The 20,529-nt window shown below is 59.2% G+C and carries 19 protein-coding genes; 6 read left to right on the forward strand and 13 right to left on the reverse strand.

Translation table 11 applies throughout. The features are described from left to right. Positions 1–127: 127 nt before the first annotated feature. From dctM to NA619_RS15800, 5 genes are all read right to left on the reverse strand, one after another. Positions 128–1,408, reverse strand: a complete 1,281-nt coding sequence (gene dctM / locus NA619_RS15780; RefSeq protein ID WP_255962802.1) for a C4-dicarboxylate TRAP transporter large permease protein DctM — start codon at positions 1,406–1,408, stop codon at positions 128–130. Next, positions 1,409–2,035, reverse strand: a complete 627-nt coding sequence (locus NA619_RS15785) for a TRAP transporter small permease (RefSeq protein WP_255962803.1) — start codon at positions 2,033–2,035, stop codon at positions 1,409–1,411. Positions 2,036–2,526: 491 nt separating this feature from the next. Beyond that, positions 2,527–3,381, reverse strand: coding sequence for an FHA domain-containing protein (locus tag NA619_RS15790; RefSeq protein ID WP_255962804.1), 855 nt, complete (start codon positions 3,379–3,381; stop codon positions 2,527–2,529). A gap of 63 nt (positions 3,382–3,444) precedes the next feature. Beyond that, complete coding sequence (locus NA619_RS15795) at positions 3,445–4,989, reverse strand: serine/threonine-protein kinase (protein WP_255962805.1); 1,545 nt, start codon at positions 4,987–4,989, stop codon at positions 3,445–3,447. A 16-nt stretch (positions 4,990–5,005) separates the two neighbouring features. Further along, a complete protein-coding gene (locus NA619_RS15800) occupies positions 5,006–5,779 on the reverse strand; it encodes a PP2C family protein-serine/threonine phosphatase (RefSeq protein WP_255962806.1) in 774 nt (257 codons plus the stop codon). A 394-nt stretch (positions 5,780–6,173) separates the two neighbouring features. On the opposite strand from NA619_RS15800, the gene NA619_RS15805 reads away from it, so the two are divergent. The 3 genes from NA619_RS15805 (at position 6,174) to NA619_RS15815 (ending at position 10,321) form a co-directional block, all read left to right on the forward strand. Beyond that, positions 6,174–7,220: a hypothetical protein gene (locus tag NA619_RS15805; protein WP_255962807.1), complete on the forward strand. Its 1,047-nt coding sequence runs from the start codon at positions 6,174–6,176 to the stop codon at positions 7,218–7,220. A gap of 472 nt (positions 7,221–7,692) precedes the next feature. Continuing rightward, a complete protein-coding gene (quiC, locus tag NA619_RS15810; protein WP_255962808.1) occupies positions 7,693–9,585 on the forward strand; it encodes a 3-dehydroshikimate dehydratase QuiC in 1,893 nt (630 codons plus the stop codon). 76 nt (positions 9,586–9,661) lie between these two features. Further along, the gene (locus tag NA619_RS15815; protein ID WP_255962809.1) at positions 9,662–10,321 is read left to right on the forward strand and encodes a TetR/AcrR family transcriptional regulator; all 660 of its coding nucleotides are present in this window, start codon (positions 9,662–9,664) and stop codon (positions 10,319–10,321) included. A gap of 94 nt (positions 10,322–10,415) precedes the next feature. On the opposite strand, the gene NA619_RS15820 is transcribed toward NA619_RS15815, so the two are convergent. From NA619_RS15820 to NA619_RS15845, 6 genes are all read right to left on the reverse strand, one after another. Further along, complete coding sequence (locus NA619_RS15820) at positions 10,416–11,420, reverse strand: TRAP transporter substrate-binding protein (protein ID WP_255962810.1); 1,005 nt, start codon at positions 11,418–11,420, stop codon at positions 10,416–10,418. Between the two features lie 44 nt (positions 11,421–11,464). Beyond that, positions 11,465–12,745 (reverse strand): TRAP transporter large permease subunit, encoded by a 1,281-nt coding sequence (locus tag NA619_RS15825; protein WP_255962811.1) that lies wholly within the window; start codon positions 12,743–12,745, stop codon positions 11,465–11,467. Continuing rightward, positions 12,742–13,284 (reverse strand): TRAP transporter small permease, encoded by a 543-nt coding sequence (locus NA619_RS15830; RefSeq protein WP_255962812.1) that lies wholly within the window; start codon positions 13,282–13,284, stop codon positions 12,742–12,744. The genes NA619_RS15825 and NA619_RS15830 overlap by 4 nt, the downstream gene beginning before the upstream one ends. 71 nt (positions 13,285–13,355) lie before the next feature. Next, entirely contained in the window at positions 13,356–14,213 is an 858-nt protein-coding gene (locus NA619_RS15835; protein ID WP_255962813.1) for a shikimate dehydrogenase, read from the reverse strand. Then, the gene (aroQ, locus tag NA619_RS15840; RefSeq protein ID WP_255962814.1) at positions 14,210–14,656 is read right to left on the reverse strand and encodes a type II 3-dehydroquinate dehydratase; all 447 of its coding nucleotides are present in this window, start codon (positions 14,654–14,656) and stop codon (positions 14,210–14,212) included. Before aroQ ends, NA619_RS15835 begins: the two co-directional genes overlap by 4 nt. 363 nt (positions 14,657–15,019) lie before the next feature. Beyond that, complete coding sequence (locus NA619_RS15845; RefSeq protein ID WP_255962815.1) at positions 15,020–15,214, reverse strand: hypothetical protein; 195 nt, start codon at positions 15,212–15,214, stop codon at positions 15,020–15,022. Positions 15,215–15,533: 319 nt separating this feature from the next. Between NA619_RS15845 and NA619_RS15850 the strand changes: the two genes are divergently transcribed. After that, complete coding sequence (locus NA619_RS15850) at positions 15,534–16,295, forward strand: TerC family protein (RefSeq protein ID WP_255962816.1); 762 nt, start codon at positions 15,534–15,536, stop codon at positions 16,293–16,295. A 102-nt stretch (positions 16,296–16,397) separates the two neighbouring features. Here the strand turns inward: NA619_RS15850 and NA619_RS15855 are convergent, their stop codons facing one another. Beyond that, on the reverse strand, positions 16,398–17,273 hold the full coding sequence (locus tag NA619_RS15855; protein WP_255962817.1) for a helix-turn-helix domain-containing protein: 876 nt from the start codon (positions 17,271–17,273) through the stop codon (positions 16,398–16,400). Between the two features lie 79 nt (positions 17,274–17,352). Next, positions 17,353–18,537: a 4-hydroxybenzoate 3-monooxygenase gene (pobA, locus tag NA619_RS15860; protein WP_255962818.1), complete on the reverse strand. Its 1,185-nt coding sequence runs from the start codon at positions 18,535–18,537 to the stop codon at positions 17,353–17,355. A gap of 237 nt (positions 18,538–18,774) precedes the next feature. On the opposite strand from pobA, the gene pcaQ reads away from it, so the two are divergent. Next, positions 18,775–19,683 carry a pca operon transcription factor PcaQ gene (gene pcaQ, locus NA619_RS15865; RefSeq protein ID WP_255962819.1) on the forward strand — a complete coding sequence of 303 codons (909 nt, stop codon included), beginning with the start codon at positions 18,775–18,777 and terminating at the stop codon, positions 19,681–19,683. Between the two features lie 124 nt (positions 19,684–19,807). Then, on the forward strand, positions 19,808–20,524 hold the full coding sequence (gene pcaH / locus NA619_RS15870; RefSeq protein ID WP_255962820.1) for a protocatechuate 3,4-dioxygenase subunit beta: 717 nt from the start codon (positions 19,808–19,810) through the stop codon (positions 20,522–20,524). The last annotated feature ends 5 nt before the right edge of the window (positions 20,525–20,529 follow it).

The following is a 20,529-nucleotide window of genomic DNA, read 5'->3' on the forward strand; positions in this document are numbered from 1 at the left end:
CGGCGGGCAGACAGCAAAGCACCGACCCGTTGCAGGCACTCGCCAGCATGTGACCCGCCGGATCGCCTTTTCTTAGATGCATAAAGAAGCCCGGCCTGAGCCGGGCTTGATCGTCTGACTTCTTGTTTTACATTCCCAATGCGTTCGGAAGCGCGAGCGACAAGGCGGGGATGTAGGTAATCAGGACCAGGAAGCTGATCAACAGCATCAGCCACGGCATGGCTGCGCGGACAACCTGCGGCACGGTCATGCCCGTTACCGCCGAGGTCACGAACAGGTTGAGGCCCACCGGCGGCGTGATCAGGCCGATCTCCATGTTGACCACCATGATGATGCCGAGGTGGATGGGGTCGATGCCCAGTTCAATTGCGATAGGGAACAGGATGGGCGCCAGGATCAGAATGATCGCAGACGGCTCCATGAAAGCGCCGGCCACCAGCAGCACGATGTTCACTACCAGCAGGAACATCCAGGGCTGCAATCCCGCTTCAAGCACCATAGCCGTGATCTGCTGAGGAATCTGCTCAGTGGTCAACACGTGCGCGAACAGCATCGCGTTGGCAATGATGAACATGAGCATGATTGACAGCTTGCCGGACTCGAGAACGACCCTTGGGCAATCGCGCAGCGAGATGTCCTTGTAGACGAACACCGCCACTACCGCAGAATAGATCGCCGCTACGGCGGCAGCCTCTGTCGGCGTGAACATGCCTGAATAGATGCCGCCGAGAATCACCACCATCAGCAACAGACCCCAGACCGCTTTGCGGGCGGCCGACAGCCATTCGCGGAAGGTTGCACGCGGCAGTGCCGGAAGCTTTTTCTTCACCGCGATGATGTAGATGGCAGCCATCAGCACGATGCCAAGCAGTAGACCTGGTACGACCCCGGCCATGAATAGCTTGCCTACCGACGTCTCCGTGGCTGCGGCGTAAACCACCATCACGACCGAAGGTGGAATCAGGATGCCCAACGTACCCGCGTTACAGACGATGCCTGCACCGAAGGCTTGCGGATAACCGGATCGCACCATGCCTGCGATGGCGATGGAGCCAACAGCCGCTACGGTCGCCGGGCTGGAGCCCGATAGCGCAGCGAACAACATGCACGCCAGAACCGCGCCGATGGCCAGCCCGCCGCGAATGTGACCGACGCAAGCGTTGGCGAAATCGATCAGCCTGCGGGCGACACCGCCGGTGGTCATGAATGCGCCGGCGAGCAGGAAGAACGGGATCGCAAGCAGTGTGTAGTGTTCGGACGTTTCGAACAGTTTGATTGCCAGCGAGGTGACCGAGTCCGGGCTGAACAGCAGTATCGTCAGCGAACCGGCGAGCCCCAGTGATATGGCTACCGGAACGCCAATGAACATCAGCGCGAAAAGCGCGACGAAGAGGAAAAGAATGGTCATTTATTTCGACTCCTCAGCGCCCAGTTTGACGGCTTCGGCGGCTTCGTCTGCCAATCCGAGACCGGTTTGTTCATTACGCACCAAGCGCAGGAAAATCTCACTGAAGCGGATAAAGACCATGGCAAATCCGATCGGGACGATCATGCCGATATGCCATTGCTTGACGCCGAAATGACCCAGATCCTCCGCGCCGATATCAGCGCCAAGCAGCGCAGTAATCCACCGGAAGCTGGCGGTGGCCAACAGACCGGCATAGCCCAGGCAGAACAGGCAAGCCAGAATTCCGATATAGCGCTGGACGTGGCGAGGGGCGAGCTTGACCAGCGCGTCGACACCGATATGCCCGGCGGTGCGTACGCCGTAAGCCAACCCGAAAAAGATCAGCCAGGCGAAGAGTGCTTTTGTCAGGGCAGTGCTCCAGGTCATCGACTGGGCCAGACCGATGGTGAAGTCACCCATTGCAAAGAACAGGTCCTCAGCGCCCGAGAACCGTTCCCCCAGGGTGTAGAACGCGGTGTAGAGGTTATTGAGAATGACGTAGACGAAGGTCACTAACGTCATGGCAGCAAGCAGGAAGGCGATGAAGCCCTCCTCGAAGTGATCCCAAGCGCGCCTGAGGGCGTTCATGGATGATTCTCCAGGGGTAACCAGCATTGTTGTTGTTGGTACTGAAACGTACCGGTAGGTCGGCCGTCCTGGCCGCGGCAGGTACGAATAGGGTTGCTCGTGGCGTCTGCCTGGAGCCGCGGTACTCAACCTGCACTTCCTACCTGAGCAATGCCTATGCCAAGCGTTAGCGCCATTGTTACGGTGGAATTTTTCTAAGGTGAAGACGACCTGCCCTGCAGGCCGAATCGGCTCCGGGCTGGGTCATTGAGTGGGTTGAAGCAGGAGGCGGCGTGCCTTTATCCAGCTGCCGCTGACAAAAGTCATCGTTGGAGAGTCGATAATGGCGGTTAGCCGCCGTTTACGAGGGAGTGGAAGGGCGGAGTTCCGCCAGCATGATGGCAAAACCGATCATGCCGGCGCCGCGTGCCGGACTACTAGCCTCTTGAGCACGACCTAGGACGCTCGGAAGCTTTCGAATCAAAGCGGCGGTTTACAACACGCGAACGGGTCTAGATCAAACGTTGCCCGATGACACCCGCAACGACGGCCAGCCCTAGCGCACCGATCAGCCAGGGAAGGCGCGAGCTGGATTTTCCTCGTTCATTTGGCTGGGGTTTAGGGTTTGCCGGAACAGTTGCGCCGGCGTGCAGGGGATTGGGCGCGGCAGGGCGCTGCCGGACAGGTTTGGCGGGCGCTACAGGGGGCAGATCTGCGGCGCGAACGAATACGGTGGCGTCTTCGTCCACGAGTTCCTGCGTTTGAATCTTGGGGCCGATCACCAGCAGGGTGGTACTGCCTAGCTGAACCTGATCGCCCGGCTGCAATACGGCAGTAGCCACCTTGGCGCGATTCACCATCAGGCCGTTCGCAGAGGCCAGATCCTTCACTTCGAGACTGTCGCCTTTGAGATAGAACTCGGCGTGACGGCGGGACAGCTCAGCGTCGCTGAAGCAAAGTTCGCACTTGACAGACCGCCCGAACGTCATCGAACCGGTGATGTGATATTTGTGCCCCTGGTTCTCCCCCTTGATGACCTGTAGAAGCCAGCGTGGCGCCAGTGCGACCTTGGCGCCCACCTTGGCTGGGTCGACGATTTCCAGCTCCAGCAAGCCCAGGCGTACCCGGTCGCCCGAGCGAATCTGATAGCGCTCACCAATCTTCTCCTCGTTGACGAAGGTGCCGCCTGGCGAGCTGAGGTCGGTCAGGTAGTAGAAGCGATTGTCCAGGCGCAGCTCGGCATGGAAAGGCGCTATCCCGGCATCCTTCAGCACCAGATCATTGCTTGCGTCCGAACCAAGCGTGAAGCGTTCATCGGCAAGCCAGACAGGACTCTGGCGATTGTCAACGAAATGGATCCTGAGCATGTATTCGATACCTTGAGCGGGAAGGGCTGATCGTCTGGTCGAGGGTTGAAACCGAGCCTGGAATTACGGATTGAATATTCGGTTCCACAAGCGCTTGACCGGATTGGCAGGCGGCTGGGAAGTCTGAGCGGTATTCGTGGGCGTTCGGGAAGGGCTGGCGACAGGCCGAGGGACAGGTCGCGGTGCGCGTGCCTTGGCAACGCGCTGCAGATGCCCGTCGCGCAGCGCGAGCAACGTTTCGTGCTCTGGCGCCACCTCGAGCCCTTGCTGGATGTATTCCTGTGCTAGTGCAAATTCGCGCCGCGAGTAGGCCGCTTCGGCTAACTCGATGTAGCGCTCGCTGACCTGTGTCAGTCCGTCACGCGCCGCTTCGTTACCGGGCAACCATCCCAGCACCTGGCGATAGTAGTAAACGGCGCTGTCCTCGGCCGGCTCGAGCAACTGATCGCTGGCCAGCCGCTGGGCGGCCAGCGTCAGGGCGTCGGCAATGCGTGCATCGAGGACCCGGCGTAGGCCCTCCAGCGCTTGAGGATTGTCCGCATCCAGGCGCAAGGCTTGGCGATAGTAGTGATCAGCGTTGTCGAAAGGCGGCGTCATCAACTGCCCATTGGCCAAACGCTGGTCTCCCTGGCTGAGAAGGTTGTGCAGGCGACTGTACTGAACCCCTTGATAACCGCCGAAACCGATGACGACCAACACCAGTAGCGCAACGCCCATCGTGCCCAGGCGGCTCAGTCCTCGTCGACGAGGCCCTCTGGGTCTGGGCTCGATGACTACCGCCGGCGCGATCCGGGTCAGATCCATGTCCGGCTCGGTGAGTGTGTCGATGGCTGCCAGCAGTTCGCGGCAATTGCCGTAGCGGTCGTCCGGCTGCTTGGCCAGCATCCGATCCAGCAGCTCCTGATAGGGAGCCAGAGCCGGTGGCAACTCTGGCAAGGGCATCTGCACATGGTTGAGAACTGTCTGTGGGTAGCTCTTGGCGCGGAATGGGTTGGCTCCGGTGAGCATCTCCACGAGGATCACACCGAGGCTGTAGATGTCGCTGCGTGCATCCAGCGGCTGGCACTGCGCCTGCTCCGGGCTGCTGTATGCCGGGCTGCCCACTGCAATGCCGAAATGTGTGAGTTCATTGTCCAGTTCCACCGCTTTGGCGACGCCGAAGTCTGTGAGCACGGCGCTGCCGTCGTCTCGGAACAGGATGTTGGCTGGTTTCACGTCACGGTGGATAAGTCCGCCGTCATGCACGACCGCCAGGCCGCCGCCCAGCTGCCGGATAATGTCGAGCGCACGGGACGGCGAGAACACTATCCCGCGATGCTGTGCCAGATCACCACCGCCGATGTACTCCATGGCCAGGTAATGACGGCCATCGGCAATCTGGCCGATGTCGTGGATGGTAATGATGGCGGGATGGCGCAGGGAGGCGACGATATGGCCTTCCTGGATGAAGCGCTCGGTGAAGGCTGCATCTTCGGTGCGCAGCAGCACTTTGATCGCTACCTCGCGATCCAGCGACAGCTGAGTGGCCAGGTAGACCTCGGCCATTCCGCCTTTTCCGAGTCGTTTGTGCAGGCGATAGCCCGGTATTTCAAGCATCCGTTGCGTCATCTAAGCGTGCGCCTAATTACGACTTGAGAGGTTTTAACAGCATGTTGATGAAACGACGGCCTCGGGATTCGGCCGCTGGGGGCGGCGCGGGCCGGCCGATAACGATGCATGAAACATTGTCACGACCGCCGTGCCGGTTGGCCTGGTCGATCAGTTGTTCAACTAGGTTCTCCAGCGTATCGGCAAAGGTACAGCTGGCGTGGATCTGTGCGTCTGTCAGCTCGTTGGTCAATCCGTCACTGCAGAGCAAAAGCAGCTCATCAGGCTTGAGGCTACCGCTGATGGTGCCAATCTCCAGCGGTTCCTCGCGCCCCAGACAACGCAGAATGATGTTGCGCCAGGCATGTCCTTCGGCTTCAGCGGGCTTCAACTCACCCGCATCGATCATCATCTGCACCCAGCTGTGGTCGCGGGTCAGCTGCTCGATACCGTGGCTCCTCACCAGATAGGCGCGGCTATCGCCGACCCAGGCAAGTTCGAAGTCGATCCCGTCGAATTGCGCCGCGACGAGCGTAGTGCCCATCCCGTCATCAAGCGATGCTTCGAGCACGGCCTGATTGGCAACGCGCACCGCCGGCACCAATGCTTCGCCATCTTCGATTGCTTGCTGCAATGCTGTCAGTGCGAGGGTGCTCGCGACTTCTCCGCACTGATGGCCACCCATCCCGTCGGCGATCGCCCATAAACCCAGCGCAGGCGCGCAAAGCAGTGCGTCTTCATTATGACTACGCCTGCGCCCCGGCGAGCTTTGCCCGGCATAGTCCAGCGAAGCAGAGAGAGTAGGTTGCATGCGAGGGTTCGGTCCTTGTCCTGCGCCACGGCGTCAGGCATGCATGATGCGTTGGGTATGTGTGACTGTCATCGACGGCGGCAAGAGGTCACGCAAAACTGTTAACTCGCGCAAATAACGACGGTAAATCAATCATCTCCTGTGCTGCGCGATCTTTTGACTATATTCAAGAGCGCGCTTCCCATTGAATCGGTGATTGCCACGCGGCAGGCGCAAAGGACGTTGCAACTTAATCGCGAGCCGAGAACCTACATCTGTGAATGCACACGAGCCAATCTGGCTGAATCTAGAGTCAACGGCGCTGATCAGCCCCGTAGATTCAATCCTTCAGCCCATGTTCCACGTCTGCCATTTGACGAAAAATCGTTCTCCCTCACTCAAAGGATTCTGAGCCATGTTCACTCGTTCTCTTCTGGCTGCCGCTCTCTCTGTTGTGCTGGCGAGCCAAGCGCACGCCGATAATCGAGCGGCTACCGAGCAATACGGCAATGGCAACATTCTGGATGCCACCCAATCCGGAACCGATCTGGGGCTTGCGACCTCCCAGAGCGGATCGAGCAACATCATCATCAGCGAACAGTTTGGGCAGGGCAGTGATGCCCGGTTGACTCAGCAGGGCGAAGGCAATTATCAGCGGCTTTACCAGTTCAATACCTATGATGAGTACAGCGGCAATCACAGCGCTGCAATCGATCAGTCAGGGACCTTCAATTCGGCTGTCGTGAGCCAGCTCGATGATGCCGCGAACTCAGCTTCGATCGTTCAAGACGGCAACGGCCATAGCATCAACGTTGAGCAGTCCGTTCGTGTGAATGACCTTTTCGCCTACCAGAGCGGTACGGTTAACCGGGCCCTGATCATTCAGGAAGGCGGCGCCAGAGCCGAGACCAGCCAAATCGGCACGAACAACAGCCTGAAACTGCAGCAAACCGCATGGCCCTTTGGTGCGAGCGCCACAGTCACCCAAATCGGTGAATCCAACGCTGCCGATATCCAGCAGACCGATGGCGGCCGTCATCCCGGTGGTCGAGTAGAGCTTATTCAGGACGGACAGGAAAACAGCGCCAAGGTCATCGCCACAGGCGCATGGAGCATGTTGGATTTCAGCCAGGCTGGAGCTGGCAATCAGCTGACCGTTGATCAGGGCGGACGCAATACCATCATCACCGGCACCTCCATCGGCGATAACAACCAGGCCGACATTAGCCAGACCGGAGACAACAACCTGCTGGACCTGGCTCAGAATGGCGCTGACAACATTATCGAAGCCACCCAGGGCGGATGGTGGGGCGAGGGCGATATAGGTACGGTTTCGCAAACCGGCACCGCCAACGTCGCTTCGCTGACTCAGAACGTCAACGTAGAAGGTGCGGCGACCAATATCGCGAGCATTCTGCAAAACGGGTCGAACAACAGCGCAACCGTCATTCAAGGTCAGTAAGACAAAATCGAGCTGCAAGCCCGCCGTGTGCGGGCTTTGCTTTTTCTGCACCTAGCCGGCTCGGCTCGCTCAGGACGTAATACGTCTGCACGACTGCAGCGGCAATGCACCCTGATCTGCCCCCGGGCTGGGCTGGGGCCGCTTGCTGTTACCTGGACACCGGCCGACTGACGCGCTTCGACATGGCCAGCCTTGGCCGAAGCGGGTGAGAGCAGAGTTGAAATCGATCTCGTGCATCGCTTGGACGAACGAGTCGATGGGGTTGAGTAGGCACTACGCAAGCCATCATGGATCGGCAGCGCTGAGTGCTGATAAAACCCTCGCCGAGTCGAAATTTAGAACTGTCCGATAATCGCCCGAATAAAGTAACTAGTTAGTACATTTTCTTGCCTGCGGCGACGGCGCCTCCAATAATCATGGGAACGTCCGAACACATCGGGTCGCAATGGCGGCCTGGCCAGCAGGAGGTCCCATGAAGCGTTCCATCGCCACCGTTTCCCTTAGCGGTACGCTACCCGAGAAGCTCGAAGCCATTGCGGCGGCGGGATTCGACGGCGTCGAGATCTTCGAAAACGACCTGCTGTATCACGGCGCGAGCCCGCGTGAGGTTGGTCGCATGACGCGCGAGCTTGGGCTGGAGGTCTCGCTGTTTCAGCCATTTCGCGATTTCGAGGGCTGCCGGCGCGATCGCCTAGGTCGCAACCTCGAGCGCGCCGAGCGCAAGTTCGATCTGATGCAGGAGTTGGGTACCGATCTGGTGCTGGTGTGCAGCAATGTCGCCGTCGATTCGATCGGGGATACGGACATTCTGGTCGACGATCTGCGCCAGCTGGCTGAACGCGCTGCGACCCGCAATCTTCGAATCGGCTATGAAGCGCTCGCCTGGGGCCGGCACGTGAAGACCTGGCGCCAGGTCTGGGACATCGTGCGTGAGGCCGATCACCCGAACCTTGGCGTGCTTCTGGACAGTTTCCATACGCTTTCGCTGAAGGATGATCCGAGCGGGATCATCGAGATACCGGGCGACAAGATCTTCTTTGTCCAGCTCGCAGACGCACCCCTGCTGGCCATGGACGTGCTCGAGTGGAGCCGACATTTCCGCTGCTTCCCCGGCCAGGGAGAATTCGACTTACCGGGCTTTCTTGCACCTATTTTACGCGCCGGTTACCAGGGTCCGATTTCGCTTGAAGTCTTCAACGATGGCTTTCGGGCAGCGCCACCGCGGCAGAACGCCGTCGATGGTCTTCGCTCGCTGCGCTATCTTGAGGAAAAGACCGCAGACCTGCTTCATCACCAGCATCACGAAATTACTCAATCCTTGTTTCAACCGCCTGCGGTGGGGCCAATGCAGGGCGTAGAATTCCTGGAGTTCGCCGTTGATGAGCCGCTAGGTGCACGGCTTTCATTGCTGCTCGGAAAGCTTGGGTTTTCACAGGCAGGGCGGCACCGCAGCAAGTCGGTCAGCCTGTTGCGCCAGGGTGACATCAATCTGGTGTTGAACAGCGAGCCGTATTCTTTCGCTCACGGGTTTCTGGAAGCGCATGGGCCTTCACTTTGCGCGACCGCACTCAAAGTCCGTGATAGCGGGGAAGCACTCGAACGGGCTCGACAGTATGGTGGCCAGCCGTATCGCGGTCTGGTCGGGCCAAACGAACGTGAGATTCCGGCGGTGCGGGCGCCGGATGGAAGCCTGCTGTATCTGGTAGTCGACAACCCGGAAACCGGCAGCATTTATGAAACCGATTTTGATCTGACGCCAGTCACTAGCAGTGGCCCCTTGCTGCGCATCGACCATTTGGCGATGGCGTTGCCGGCCGAGAGCCTGGATAGCTGGGTGCTGTTTTACAAGACCGTGCTCGATTTCGAGGCTGACGATGAAGTGGTGCTGCCGGACCCATACGGCCTGGTAAAGAGCCGCGCCATCCGCAGCCGCTGCGGAACGGTGCGCCTGCCATTGAACATTTCGGAGAACCGCAACACTGCGATCTCTCATGCACTGTCGCATTACCGCGGTTCCGGCGTGCACCACATCGCTTTTGCCTGCGATGATATTTTCGCCGCCGTCAGTCGCGTCAAAGAGGCAGGGGTTCCGTTACTGGAAATCCCGATGAATTATTACGACGATCTGGCGGCGCGGTTCGATTTCGACGACGACTTCCTCAGCCAGCTCGCGTACTACAACGTGCTATACGATCGCGACGCCCAGGGTGGTGAGTTCTTTCACGTCTATACCGAGCCGTTCGAAGATCGATTCTTCTTTGAAATCCTTCAACGCAAGGACTATGTGGGTTACGGTGCCGCAAACGTCGCGGTGCGCCTGGCCGCCATGGCGCAAGCGCGTGCCGGGCGCGCGTCCCGGCCCTGAACCCGTGAGCAGTCAATGACTTTTCATTGGCTGCCAATGATAATTGCGGCGCATCCGCCGAGCGACCGAGCCCTACATGTCGGACACGTCCATCGAAGCAGCACCCGTCACACGTCTGCCGCGCAAGAACAATCCGGAAAAGACCCGTCAGGAAATTCTTCTGGCCGCTGTTGCCGAGTTTGCCGAGCAAGGGCTCAGCGGTGCGCGTGTCGATGCGATTGCCGAGCGCACCCGAACCTCAAAGCGGATGATCTACTACTATTTCGGCAGCAAGGAGCAGCTCTACCTTGCTGTGCTGGAAAAGCTCTATGGCGACATCCGTGCTACCGAAGAGGAGTTGAAACTGGATGAGCTGGCGCCCGACGAGGCAATTCGCCGGCTTGTGGAGTTCACGTTCGAGCATCACAACCGCAACGTGGATTTCATCCGCGTGGTGAGCATCGAGAACATTCACAAGGGCGCGCACATTGCCAAGTCACAGGTAATCGCGGCGCTGAACAAATCAGTGCTGACGTCCATCGCTTCGATTCTCGATCGGGGTGTCGCCGCCGGGCTGTTTCGCCGCGATGTCGACCCGCTCGATCTGCATATGCTGATCAGCTCGTTCTGCTTCTTCCGAGTATCGAACCGACATACGTTTTCGACCATTCACGAGATCGACCTTTCAGAAGCGTCCGTCTTTGAGCGTCATAAGCAGATGATTGGTGATGCCGTAATCCGGTACGTTCTGGCTTAAGTGACCCTGGGCGGGACGCCCGTCCGCTGGCAATCCTTACCCATGAGCATAAAAAAGACGGGCTATTGCCCGTCTTCCTTTTGCCCCTCAACCGTTACTGGCCAACCGCCTCGTGCAGGGTTTTCAGCAAGGCCGGATCGATGTCCTTTGAGAACTGCTCGATCACCGGCTTGACCTTCTCGCGGAAGGCGGCCAACGCCTGCTTGTCCACCTCGTTGAACTCCATGGACTGCTTCAGGGATTCCAGGGCCTGACCCTGGCGCTCCTGGGTGATCTCGCGCTGGTACTGGGTCGCCTCTGTGGCGGCCTCGCGGATCAACGCCTGTTCATCGGCATTCAGACGATTCCAGGTCTTCTGCCCAATGATCAACGATTGCGGGTTATAGATGTGGTTGGTCGCTGAGAGGTATTTCTGCACCTCGTTGAATTTGCTGCCTTCGATCACGGTGAACGGGTTTTCCTGACCGTCGACGGTGCGCTGCTCCAACCCTGTGTAGACCTCAGGGAATGGCATCGGGACGGGGTTGGCACCCAGGGCTTTGAAGGTTTCCAGATAGATCGGCGACTGGATGACGCGAATTTTCAAACCTTCCAGATCCTTCGGCCCGGTGATCGCGCGGCTGTTGTTGGTCACTTGGCGGAACCCCAGGTCCCAGTAGCCGAGACCGATGAGCCCTTTGCTCTCCAGTCGCTTGCCCAGCTCCTGACCCACCGGGCCGTCCATGACGGCATAGGCCTGCTCGCTGCTTTCGAACAAGAACGGGAAGTCGAACAGAGCGAAATCCGGCACCTGAGCCGCAAGAATGCCGGAGTTCAACACGGTGACGTCGAGCGTGCCGCCCTGCAGAGCAGAGACCGTCTGCAGATCGCCACCGAGGGTGCCGCCCGCGAACAGGCGAACCTTCATCTTGCCGCCTGACTTTTCACTCACCAGATCCGCGAATTTCTGCGCGCCGAGGCCTTGCGGGTGGTCTTTCACATTCTGAAAGGCGAAGCGCAGCGTGTGATCGCGGTAGTCGGCCGCATGAGCTTGCAGGCTGCCTACAGCGAGGCCGGTAGCGCAGACTGCGGCGGTGAGGGTTTTCAACCAGTTGTTCATGTGAATCTCCATTGTTGTTGTTGGGCGAAGCACAGGGATGCCGGCTAACCGGCGAAAAACTTCATCGGCCCGGTAACCAGCACCGGGAACAGCACGAGCAGCAGAAGTACAAAAAGTTGGGCGAGCAGAAATGGCCAGACACCGCGTACGATCTCGTCAATTTTCAGCTTCGAGACGCCGCAGACCACGTTCAGCACCGTGCCCACCGGGGGCGTGATCAATCCGATGGAGGTGTTGATCAGAAACAGCACGCCGAAATACACGGGATCGATGCCGGCCTGCGTGATGGCAGGCATCAGCACGGGCGTCAGGATCAGGATGGTTGGCGTCATGTCCATCACCGTGCCGACTGCGATGATGACCAGCATCACGGCAATCAGCAGCAGGGTGGGGCTGTCCATCAGCGGTGCAAGCAGGTCGGCCAGTTGACCCGGAAGATCGGCAATGGTGACCAGCCAGGACGAGACCATGGCGGCAGCGACCAGCAACATGACCACCGATGTGGTTCGCGCCGCGGCCAGCGTCACTTTGTAGAGGTCGGCCAGTTTCAACTCTCGGTAGATCACGACCGACACGAATAGCGCATAGACGGCCGCGACGACCGCCGCTTCGGTCGGAGTAAAAATACCGAACTTGAGACCCACGATGATGATTACCGGCAGACCCAGCGCCCAGCTGCCTTCGGTTATGGCTTTGAGCACTTCCTTGCGGCTGCGTTTGGGAGGCGTATCCACGACTTCCCGCCGCGAGACGATCCACCAGGCGATGGCCAGCGCACCACCAAGCATCAATCCGGGGACGATACCGGCCAGGAACAGCTTGGAGATCGATACCCCCGACGCTACGCCGAAGACGATGAAGCCGATGCTCGGCGGAATGATCGGTGCAATGATCCCACCCGCAGCAATCAAGCCAGCTGAGCGGTGCCGGCTGTGTCCAGCCGAAACCATCATTGGCACCAGCAGCGCCGCGAGGGCTGCTGCATCAGCCACCGCTGAGCCTGAAAGCGATGCCAGCAGGCACGAAGCGATGATCGCCACATAGCCGAGACCACCGCGTTTGTGCCCGACCAATGCCATCGCGATGTTGACGATGCGTCGCGACAACCCGCCCGCATTCATGATCTCGCCAGCCAACATGAAGAATGGCACAGCCATCAGTGGGAAGCTGTCAGCACCGTTGAGCAGGTTCTGGGCGATGATCTGAGCGTCGAACAGCCCGAGGTAGAGCATCAGTGCGACACCGACGAGCAGCAGTGCAAAGGCAATCGGAATGCCTAGTGCCATGGTGCCGAGCAACGATCCGAGGAAAACGAGCAGCGTCATGGCTGAGTCCTCGCATCGGTTGGCGGCGTCAGCGAATGCGGAGGTTCAGGTGCGTGTCCGTCGCCCGCTCCGTCGACTTTTCCGCGCAGGGCCTGGACCAGCTCGACCAGCAGGATGGCACTGGCGCTGACGCCAAACACAACGCCCGCTGCGTAGAACCAGGCCATGGAAAGCCCCGAAGCCGGCGCCGTCACGTCCAGGTTGATGACCGCCTGCGCCCAGCTGCCTTTGGTGATCAGCCAGCAGCCGAAGAGCATCAGCAGGTGCCCGATCACCAGGCAGACGCGCTGGCCGATCGGTGGCAGCTTTTTCACGATGCTGTCCAAACCGAGATGGGCGTGCTCGCGCAGTGCGATAAGCGCGCCCAGAAATACCATCCAGACGAAGCACCAGCGCGACAGTTCTTCGCTGACGCTGATGCCTGAGTTGAATGCATAGCGCAGCACGACGTTGCCGAACACCATCACCACCATGACCGCCATGCAGCCGACAACCAGCAGTTTCAGCAGCCGGAAGTACCATTCAACGAGGCTTTTCATCTCGCACGCACCTCTTGTTTTTGTTAGGTCGGCGACGTCAAGGTCGCCGGCTTGTGCCCGTCAGGGCGTTTTCAAACGAAACTTGCGAAGTGCTTCAGCATGCGGTCGGCGTCTGCCTGTCTTCCGCTGAAGAGTTCGAATGCCTTCACTGCCTGAAAAACCGCCATGACGCTGCCATCCAGTGTCTGGCAACCCAGTGCTCGTGCATCGCGCAACAACTGGGTTTCCAGCGGGAAGTAGACGATTTCGGATACCCAAAGCGCGGCACGCAGCAGCGCGGCCGGCACGGGAGTTCCGGGTAGCTTGGTCATTCCCATGGGGGTGGTGTTGACCAAGCCATCGGCCTGCGCCATCGCTGCGGCGAGATCCGTACCGACCAGCGCCCGGTCGCTGCCAAAATGACGCGACAGATTATCCACCAGAGCCTGCGCACGCGTTGGGTCGACCTCGAACAAAGTCAGCTGCTCGACGCCCTGGCTGAGCAATGCATGGGCGACCGCCGCTCCGGCACCACCTGCACCCATCTGCACGACACGCTGGCGAGCGGCGTTCGGCAAGCCCCGTCGAAACCCTTCTCCGAAGCCAAGCGCGTCGGTGTTGTGACCGACTCGCTTGCCGTCGCGCAATACCACGGTGTTCACCGCGCCAATGCTCGCTGCCTCTTCAGAGAGTTCGTCAAGCAGGGGAATGACGGCCTGCTTGCACGGATAGGTGATGTTCAGGCCGGTGTAGCCCATGTGCTGAGCCGCTTCGAGCAGGCTTGGCAACGCCGAGAGGTCGAGCCCCAGTGCGTCAAGGTCAATGAGTCGGTATAGGTAGCGAAGGCCTTGAGCATCGCCTTCGTGCTCATGCAGGGCAGGGGAGCGTGAGGCTTGAATGCCCGAGCCAATCAGCCCGGCCAGTACGGCGTTAGCGGAGGAATTACTCATGATTTCGCTCCCAGCAGCCGAGCGAAATGCTCTATACCCAGGCGATAACCATTGCTCCCCAAACCACAGATGACACCAACCGCAACGGGTGAAACGTAGGACTGATGGCGAAAAGATTCGCGCTTGTGGACATTGGAAAGATGCACTTCGATGACCGGCAGTTCGACAGCGGCCAGGGCGTCGCGGATCGCCACGGATGTGTGTGTCCAGGCGGCCGGGTTGATCAGGATGCCGGCGCACATTCCGCGAGCCTGATGGATGCGCTCGATCAGCTCGCCTTCATGATTGGTCTGGAAGAAGTCGACCTCCAAGCCATGAGACTCGGCCGTGTCACGGCAAAGGCGGGCGATGTCATCGAGCGTTTCATGGCCATAGGTCGCTGGTTCACGTGTGCCAAGCAAGTTGAGATTGGGCCCGTTCAGCACCAGGATGATTGTTGTCATTGGAGTCACCCCTGAAAATGTACTACCTAGTTAATACGTAAAAACGGGCATACGTCCACTCTGACGGTGTTGCTATTGGTAGGGGCTGGACAAACAGCGGGCGATTATCGGCTAGCGGGGCGGGGGCGGCTCGATAACCGGGAACGATGGAGAGGGTCGTACGGGCCGTCTAGCGTCATTGCATTGAAGCGATATCGGCGAGTATGAGCTGAGTTCTGCGGCTCAAGGAGTGAGGCAAGAATTGGCGAAGAAGCTTGGCTGGTAGTGGGTGAGGGGATGGACGTGCGCGCAAAAAGGAAACGATGAGGCTACTGAAGCGAGGCCGCAAAAATGGCCTCGCGTTCGATAAGCCGGGCTGTGTTGCTAGGTAGTGGACTTACCCTTTGCGTCGTCGTCTTCTCGCTGCTTGGTGCGGCCTGTGAGCAGGGTGTTCGGGTTCGAGAAATCGGTAGTTCTCGCAGCCCTTTCGCGGTCCAGGTTTCGGTAGTCGAGAAGGGCGCCTGTGCCCAGAACGCCAAAGCTGAGAACTGTGCACAGGACTATTTGATAGATGCTCATGTGGAAACTCGAGTAAACGCAATGGAGGTTTGTATAGCGGTGCGCCGACCGGCACGCGCGTATACAACGCCTAACCTGCAGAGGCGTCAATCTGGATTTAGTCGTATAGAAGGATGCCTGGCCTGCCAATCCGACATAGGCCAGGCATTGGCTGCAGAGCTGGCGTGCAAAACCGATAAAGAGCTGCGGAAGCTGTACCAAACAAAATTCGACACAAATCTGTCAGCCCAAATAAGCCAACAACGAGCAGCCGCAGATATGATCGCGAATTCGCGCCAGATCCGGTCGCGATCTTCCTGTTGATCCCAAGAGAGCTTTGATGGAATCGCTTATCCAGCTGTTTTCCGAACCCACCACATGGGTGGCTTTGGCCACTTTGATTGCCATGGAAGTGGTGCTCGGCATTGATAATCTTATTTTCATTTCTATCCTCACCAACAAGCTTCCCGAGCACCAACGTGAGCGCGCGCGTCGGATCGGCATCGGTCTGGCGCTGGTCTTGCGCCTAGGGCTGCTTGGCACCGTTGCGTGGATCGTGCAACTCACCGAACCGGTTATCGAGCTGTTCGGCAATGCGTTCTCCTGGAAGGACATGATCCTGATCGCCGGCGGACTCTTCCTCTTATGGAAGGCGACCAAGGAAATCCACCACAGCATGGACCCGACGCCTGGTGGCGATATGTTCGAAGGCAAATCGCTCGGCACTACGGCGTTGATTGGCTTCAACGCTGCGATCGCCCAGATACTCCTGCTTGACCTGGTGTTTTCCATCGACAGCATCATCACCGCGGTTGGGATGACCGAACACGTGCCGATCATGGTTATCGCCGTTGTTGTCGCGGTAACAGTGATGCTGGTGGCGGCCAATCCGCTTGCCAAGTTCATCAACGACAATCCGACGGTGGTAATGCTTGCTCTGGGCTTCCTGCTGATGATTGGCATGACGCTGATTGCCGAAGGCTTCGGCGCGCACGTACCCAAGGGCTACGTCTATGCCGCCATGGCGTTCTCTGCGGCTATCGAGGTCCTGAACATGCTGTCGCGGCGAGCCAAGCTGAAGAAAATGCAGGCGAGTCAGTGATCGGTTGTTAGTAGAACGGCGGCGCGCTGTGGGCACCAGTCGCGCCGTTTTGCTTCAGGTATTACTGCCTGAGAGGGATATTAATCTCCATCGGCATATTCGTTAGCGCTTAGGTCCTGCCAAACGAAATGCCCGTGGCGATTGGCCCGTCATGCGTTTGAAGAAACGTGAGAAATAAGCCGCATCAGAGAAGCCGAGCTCGTCCGCGATCTGCTTGGCGCTCAAGGCGCTGTAGGTGAGCTGCCGCTTGGCTTCCAGCTCCAGTCGTTGATGCACCATTTCCTGGGCGGTATAGCCTGTGAATCGGCGGGTCAGGTTGTTCAGGTGGGCTGGCGTTACCCCTACCAGGTGGGCGTAGCGCTCGATGGAGAGTTGCTCCCGAAAGCGCGCCTCGACCAGCGCGGAAAATGCCTGCACATGTTCCTGTCCAGGCGACGGCCGTTCCTGCTGTTGGCGGGCATGAAGCTGCCGCCGCAGCCAGGTGCTGATCAATCCGATCAGCGAGTGCAACTGTAATTCCCGGGCAGGCGCCGGTCGCAGGTACTCGTGATGGATGGCCTCGAACACCCCGTCGATATAGGCGAGGTCCTCGCCGACAGGGTAGAGCCCAGACGTACCGAAGATCGACTGCCTGGAGTCGAGCTTACTTTCTATCTGATGTGCCAGAGGGCTCGCCAAGGTAATGACGTAGCCTTCAATCTGCTCTGAAAATCGGAAGCCGTGGACGCACAACGGTGGTAGTACCTGAATCGCCGGATAGTCCAGCCGGGCCTGTACGCCTTCGAGTTCGATCATCGCCCAGCCACTGCGCACGTAAAGCAGCTGCACCAGATCAGCATGACGGTGCGGCTGTATTTCCCAGTCATGCAGCTGGCTGCGTTCCGGGATCGATTCGCAGTGCAAGAGATCCGGCGTTGTCCACTCCAGGCCATCGCCGTAAAGCTTGAAAACCGGAACCTTTGCCGGTCGATGGCCCATTGGTTTGATCCCCTTCGCAAAGCATCAACGCTACCACTGGCTCTGGCCGGTGCCCAGCAAGTGGTGGGCCGCCCGTGCGCTATTCAATCGGCTCGTAGGGCAGGCCTACATAGTTTTCAGCGATCGTAGTAAGCCCGGCGGAGGTGCTCGTGAAGTAATCCAGCTCGCTCTGCTGGATGCGGCGGCTGAAACCATCGGTGTCCGGGAAGCGATGCAGCAATGACGTCATCCACCAGGAAAAGCGCTCGGCTTTCCACACCCGTCTCAAGCAGATGGGCGAGTAACGCTCGATAAGGTCGCGCCGTCCTTCCTTGATCGCCTTGGTCAGGATGCGATACAGCGTACTGACATCGCTGGCCGCCAGATTGAGCCCTTTGGCTCCGGTGGGCGGCACGATATGCGCGGCATCTCCGACGAGGAACAGGCGCCCGTATTGCATGGGTTCAGCCACGAAGCTTCGCAGCGGCGCGATGCTTTTCTCCAGCGACGGGCCGGTGACCAGATGCGCGGCGATATCTGCTGGCAGGCGGCATTTGAGCTCTTCCCAGAATCGTGCATCCGGCCAGTCGTCCACCCGCTCATCCAGTCCGACCTGAAGGTAATAACGCGAGCGCGCAGCGGACCGCATGCTGCACAACGCGAAGCCACGTTCGTGGTTGGCATAAATCAGTTCCTCATGGACGGGCGGCGTATCGCTGAGCAGCCCCAGCCAGCCGAACGGGTAGACGCGCTCGAAAATCTCCAGTGACTGCTCGGGAATGGTTTTACGCGAAATGCCGTGAAAGCCATCGCAGCCGGCGATGTAGTCGCAGTCCAGTCGCTGCGTTTCGCCGTTGTGGATGAAGGTGACGTAAGGCGCTTCGGATTTCAGGTCATGCAGTTGAACATCGCTCGATGCGTAGTAAGCCGGTGCCTGGCTTTCGTGGCGCGCGTTCATCAGATCTCGGGTGACCTCGGTCTGGCCATAGACCATGACAGTGCTGCCACCGGTGAGCGCTTTGAGGTCGATACGTTCACGGCGTCCGGCGAAGGCGAGCTGGACGCCTTCATGCACGATTCCTTCGCTTTCCATGCGCTCGGCCACGCCGGCTTCGCGCAGCAGATCGACAAGTCCCTGTTCGAGGACTCCCGCCCGAATGCGGCTCAGGACATAGTCCGGGCTCTGTCGCTCGATGATCACGTTGGGGATACCAGCCTTGTGCAACAGCTGGCCAAGTAACAGTCCGGACGGCCCGGCGCCGATGATCGCAACGGTGGTTTTCATGTGAGGCCTCTCGTTTGTTGTTGGCGACGTGTTGCGCCTGTTGGGTCGAGATGACCGCTATTCTTGGTTCGTCAGCGAGTACCGTTAATGGCTTGAACCCGTTAAAACTTGGACTTTCATAAACTCCGTTCGGTTATCGAACATCTCCACAAGCGCCCGATCGTGCTGCGATTTGGTTATGGCAAGCCGGCTGACTCGTGGACAATACAGGCGCTTATCCAGACGCCAGGGTCTTCCGTGAACCTCGACAGCCGAATCAAATACCGCCACTTGTTGTGCTTCATCGAAGTCGCTCGCCAGGGCAGTCTGGTTCGCGCAGCGCAGGCCATGGCAGTCAGCCAGCCGGCGATTTCGAAGACGCTCAAGGAACTCGAAACGCTGCTCGAGGCCACATTGTTCGATCGTGGCAAGCAGGGGGTGACGCTGACCGCTGCCGGGCAGGCGTTTCTGCGCTACGCAGGGCCCAGCGTACAGGCGCTGCGTGAGGGCGTTCGCAGCCTGCGTGCCGGTGAACACGAGGCCGGAATGGTGCGGCTGGGGGCGCTCTCGACTGTGGAAAGCTCGCTGCTGCCGGACGTGGTGCGGCGCCTGCATGCGCAACATGCGGCGCTTGTGGTCAGTGTCGTCTCCGGGCCGAGCGCCTATCTGCTTGGCCAGTTGCGCAGCGGGGAGTTGGATCTCGTGGTGGGTCGGATGACCGATGCGCCACAGATCGAAGGGCTCAGTTTCGAACACCTGTATAGCGAATCCATGACCTTGGTTGTTCGCCCGGGGCACGCCTTGCTCGATGGTGACCCAAATCGTCTTGAGGATTTTCCGCTGGTGCTTCCTCAGGGCGGTACGACTATTCGGCGACATGCTGACAGCTTGTTCATTCAGCTGGGCATCGCGCCACCGCCACGGCGGCTGGAGACGCTGTCCGTTGCGCTGAGCCGGCATTATGTTCGTGTCAGCGATGCGGTCTGGGTCGCGCCGCTCGATGCCGTGCGTGAAGACCTCGCCAACGGCGAGCTGTGCGAAGTGAATCTGGGCGTGAAAGAACCGGGCGGCTCGGTTGGCATCTGCAGCAATCCCACGCTTGCGGCGAGCCTTGCGATGCAATGGTGCTGCGAAGCGTTGCGCGAAGCTGCTGTTATCTACCGCTGAGCTTATCCATAACCGTGAGGTTATGGATGTGGTGTGACTTTTCAATTCTGCGATGCGGCGGCTTGTCGCATACTCGGGATCGCCTGATCAGACGCCACCCCAATTTCAACAAAAGGAGCTCGCCATGTCCGAACTGGACACCAGCCTGTTCGTCGCACGCGACCGCACCCGGCACCCAAAGGCGCTGACGCCTGACTACAAGACCTCGGTTGCGCGCTCTCCGCAACAGGCGCTGATTACGCTCGCGCCGTCCATTTCAGAGACCACGGGCCCTGACTTTTCGCATCTCAAGTTTGGTCCCCATGACAATGACCTGTTGCTCAACTTCAACAACGGTGGCTTGCCCATCGGCGAGCGAATCGTCGTTTCTGGCCGGGTGATGGATCAGTACGGCAAGCCAGTGCCGCATACGTTGGTGGAAATCTGGCAGGCCAACGCAGGTGGCCGCTATCGGCACAAGAACGACCGCTATATCGCACCGCTGGACCCGAACTTCGGCGGTGTCGGCAGGGCGCTGACCGATAACGATGGCAACTATGTGTTTCGTACGATCAAGCCTGGCCCCTATCCATGGCGCAATGGTCCGAATGAATGGCGACCGGCACACATCCATGTCTCCATCAGCGGCCCATCGATTGCGACTCGTCTGATCACCCAGCTGTACTTCGAGGGCGACCCCCTGATTCCGCTGTGTCCGATTGCCCGGACCATCAGTGACGAGGCCGTGCAGAGCCTGATCGCCAGGCTCGATATGGGCATGGCCAATCCTATGGATTGCCTGGCGTACCGTTTCGATATCGTGCTGCGCGGGCAGCGCAAGACGCATTTCCCCAACCACTGAGAAGG

Source organism: Stutzerimonas stutzeri, assembly GCF_024448895.1.
Classification (GTDB): Bacteria; Pseudomonadota; Gammaproteobacteria; order Pseudomonadales; family Pseudomonadaceae; genus Stutzerimonas; species Stutzerimonas stutzeri_Q.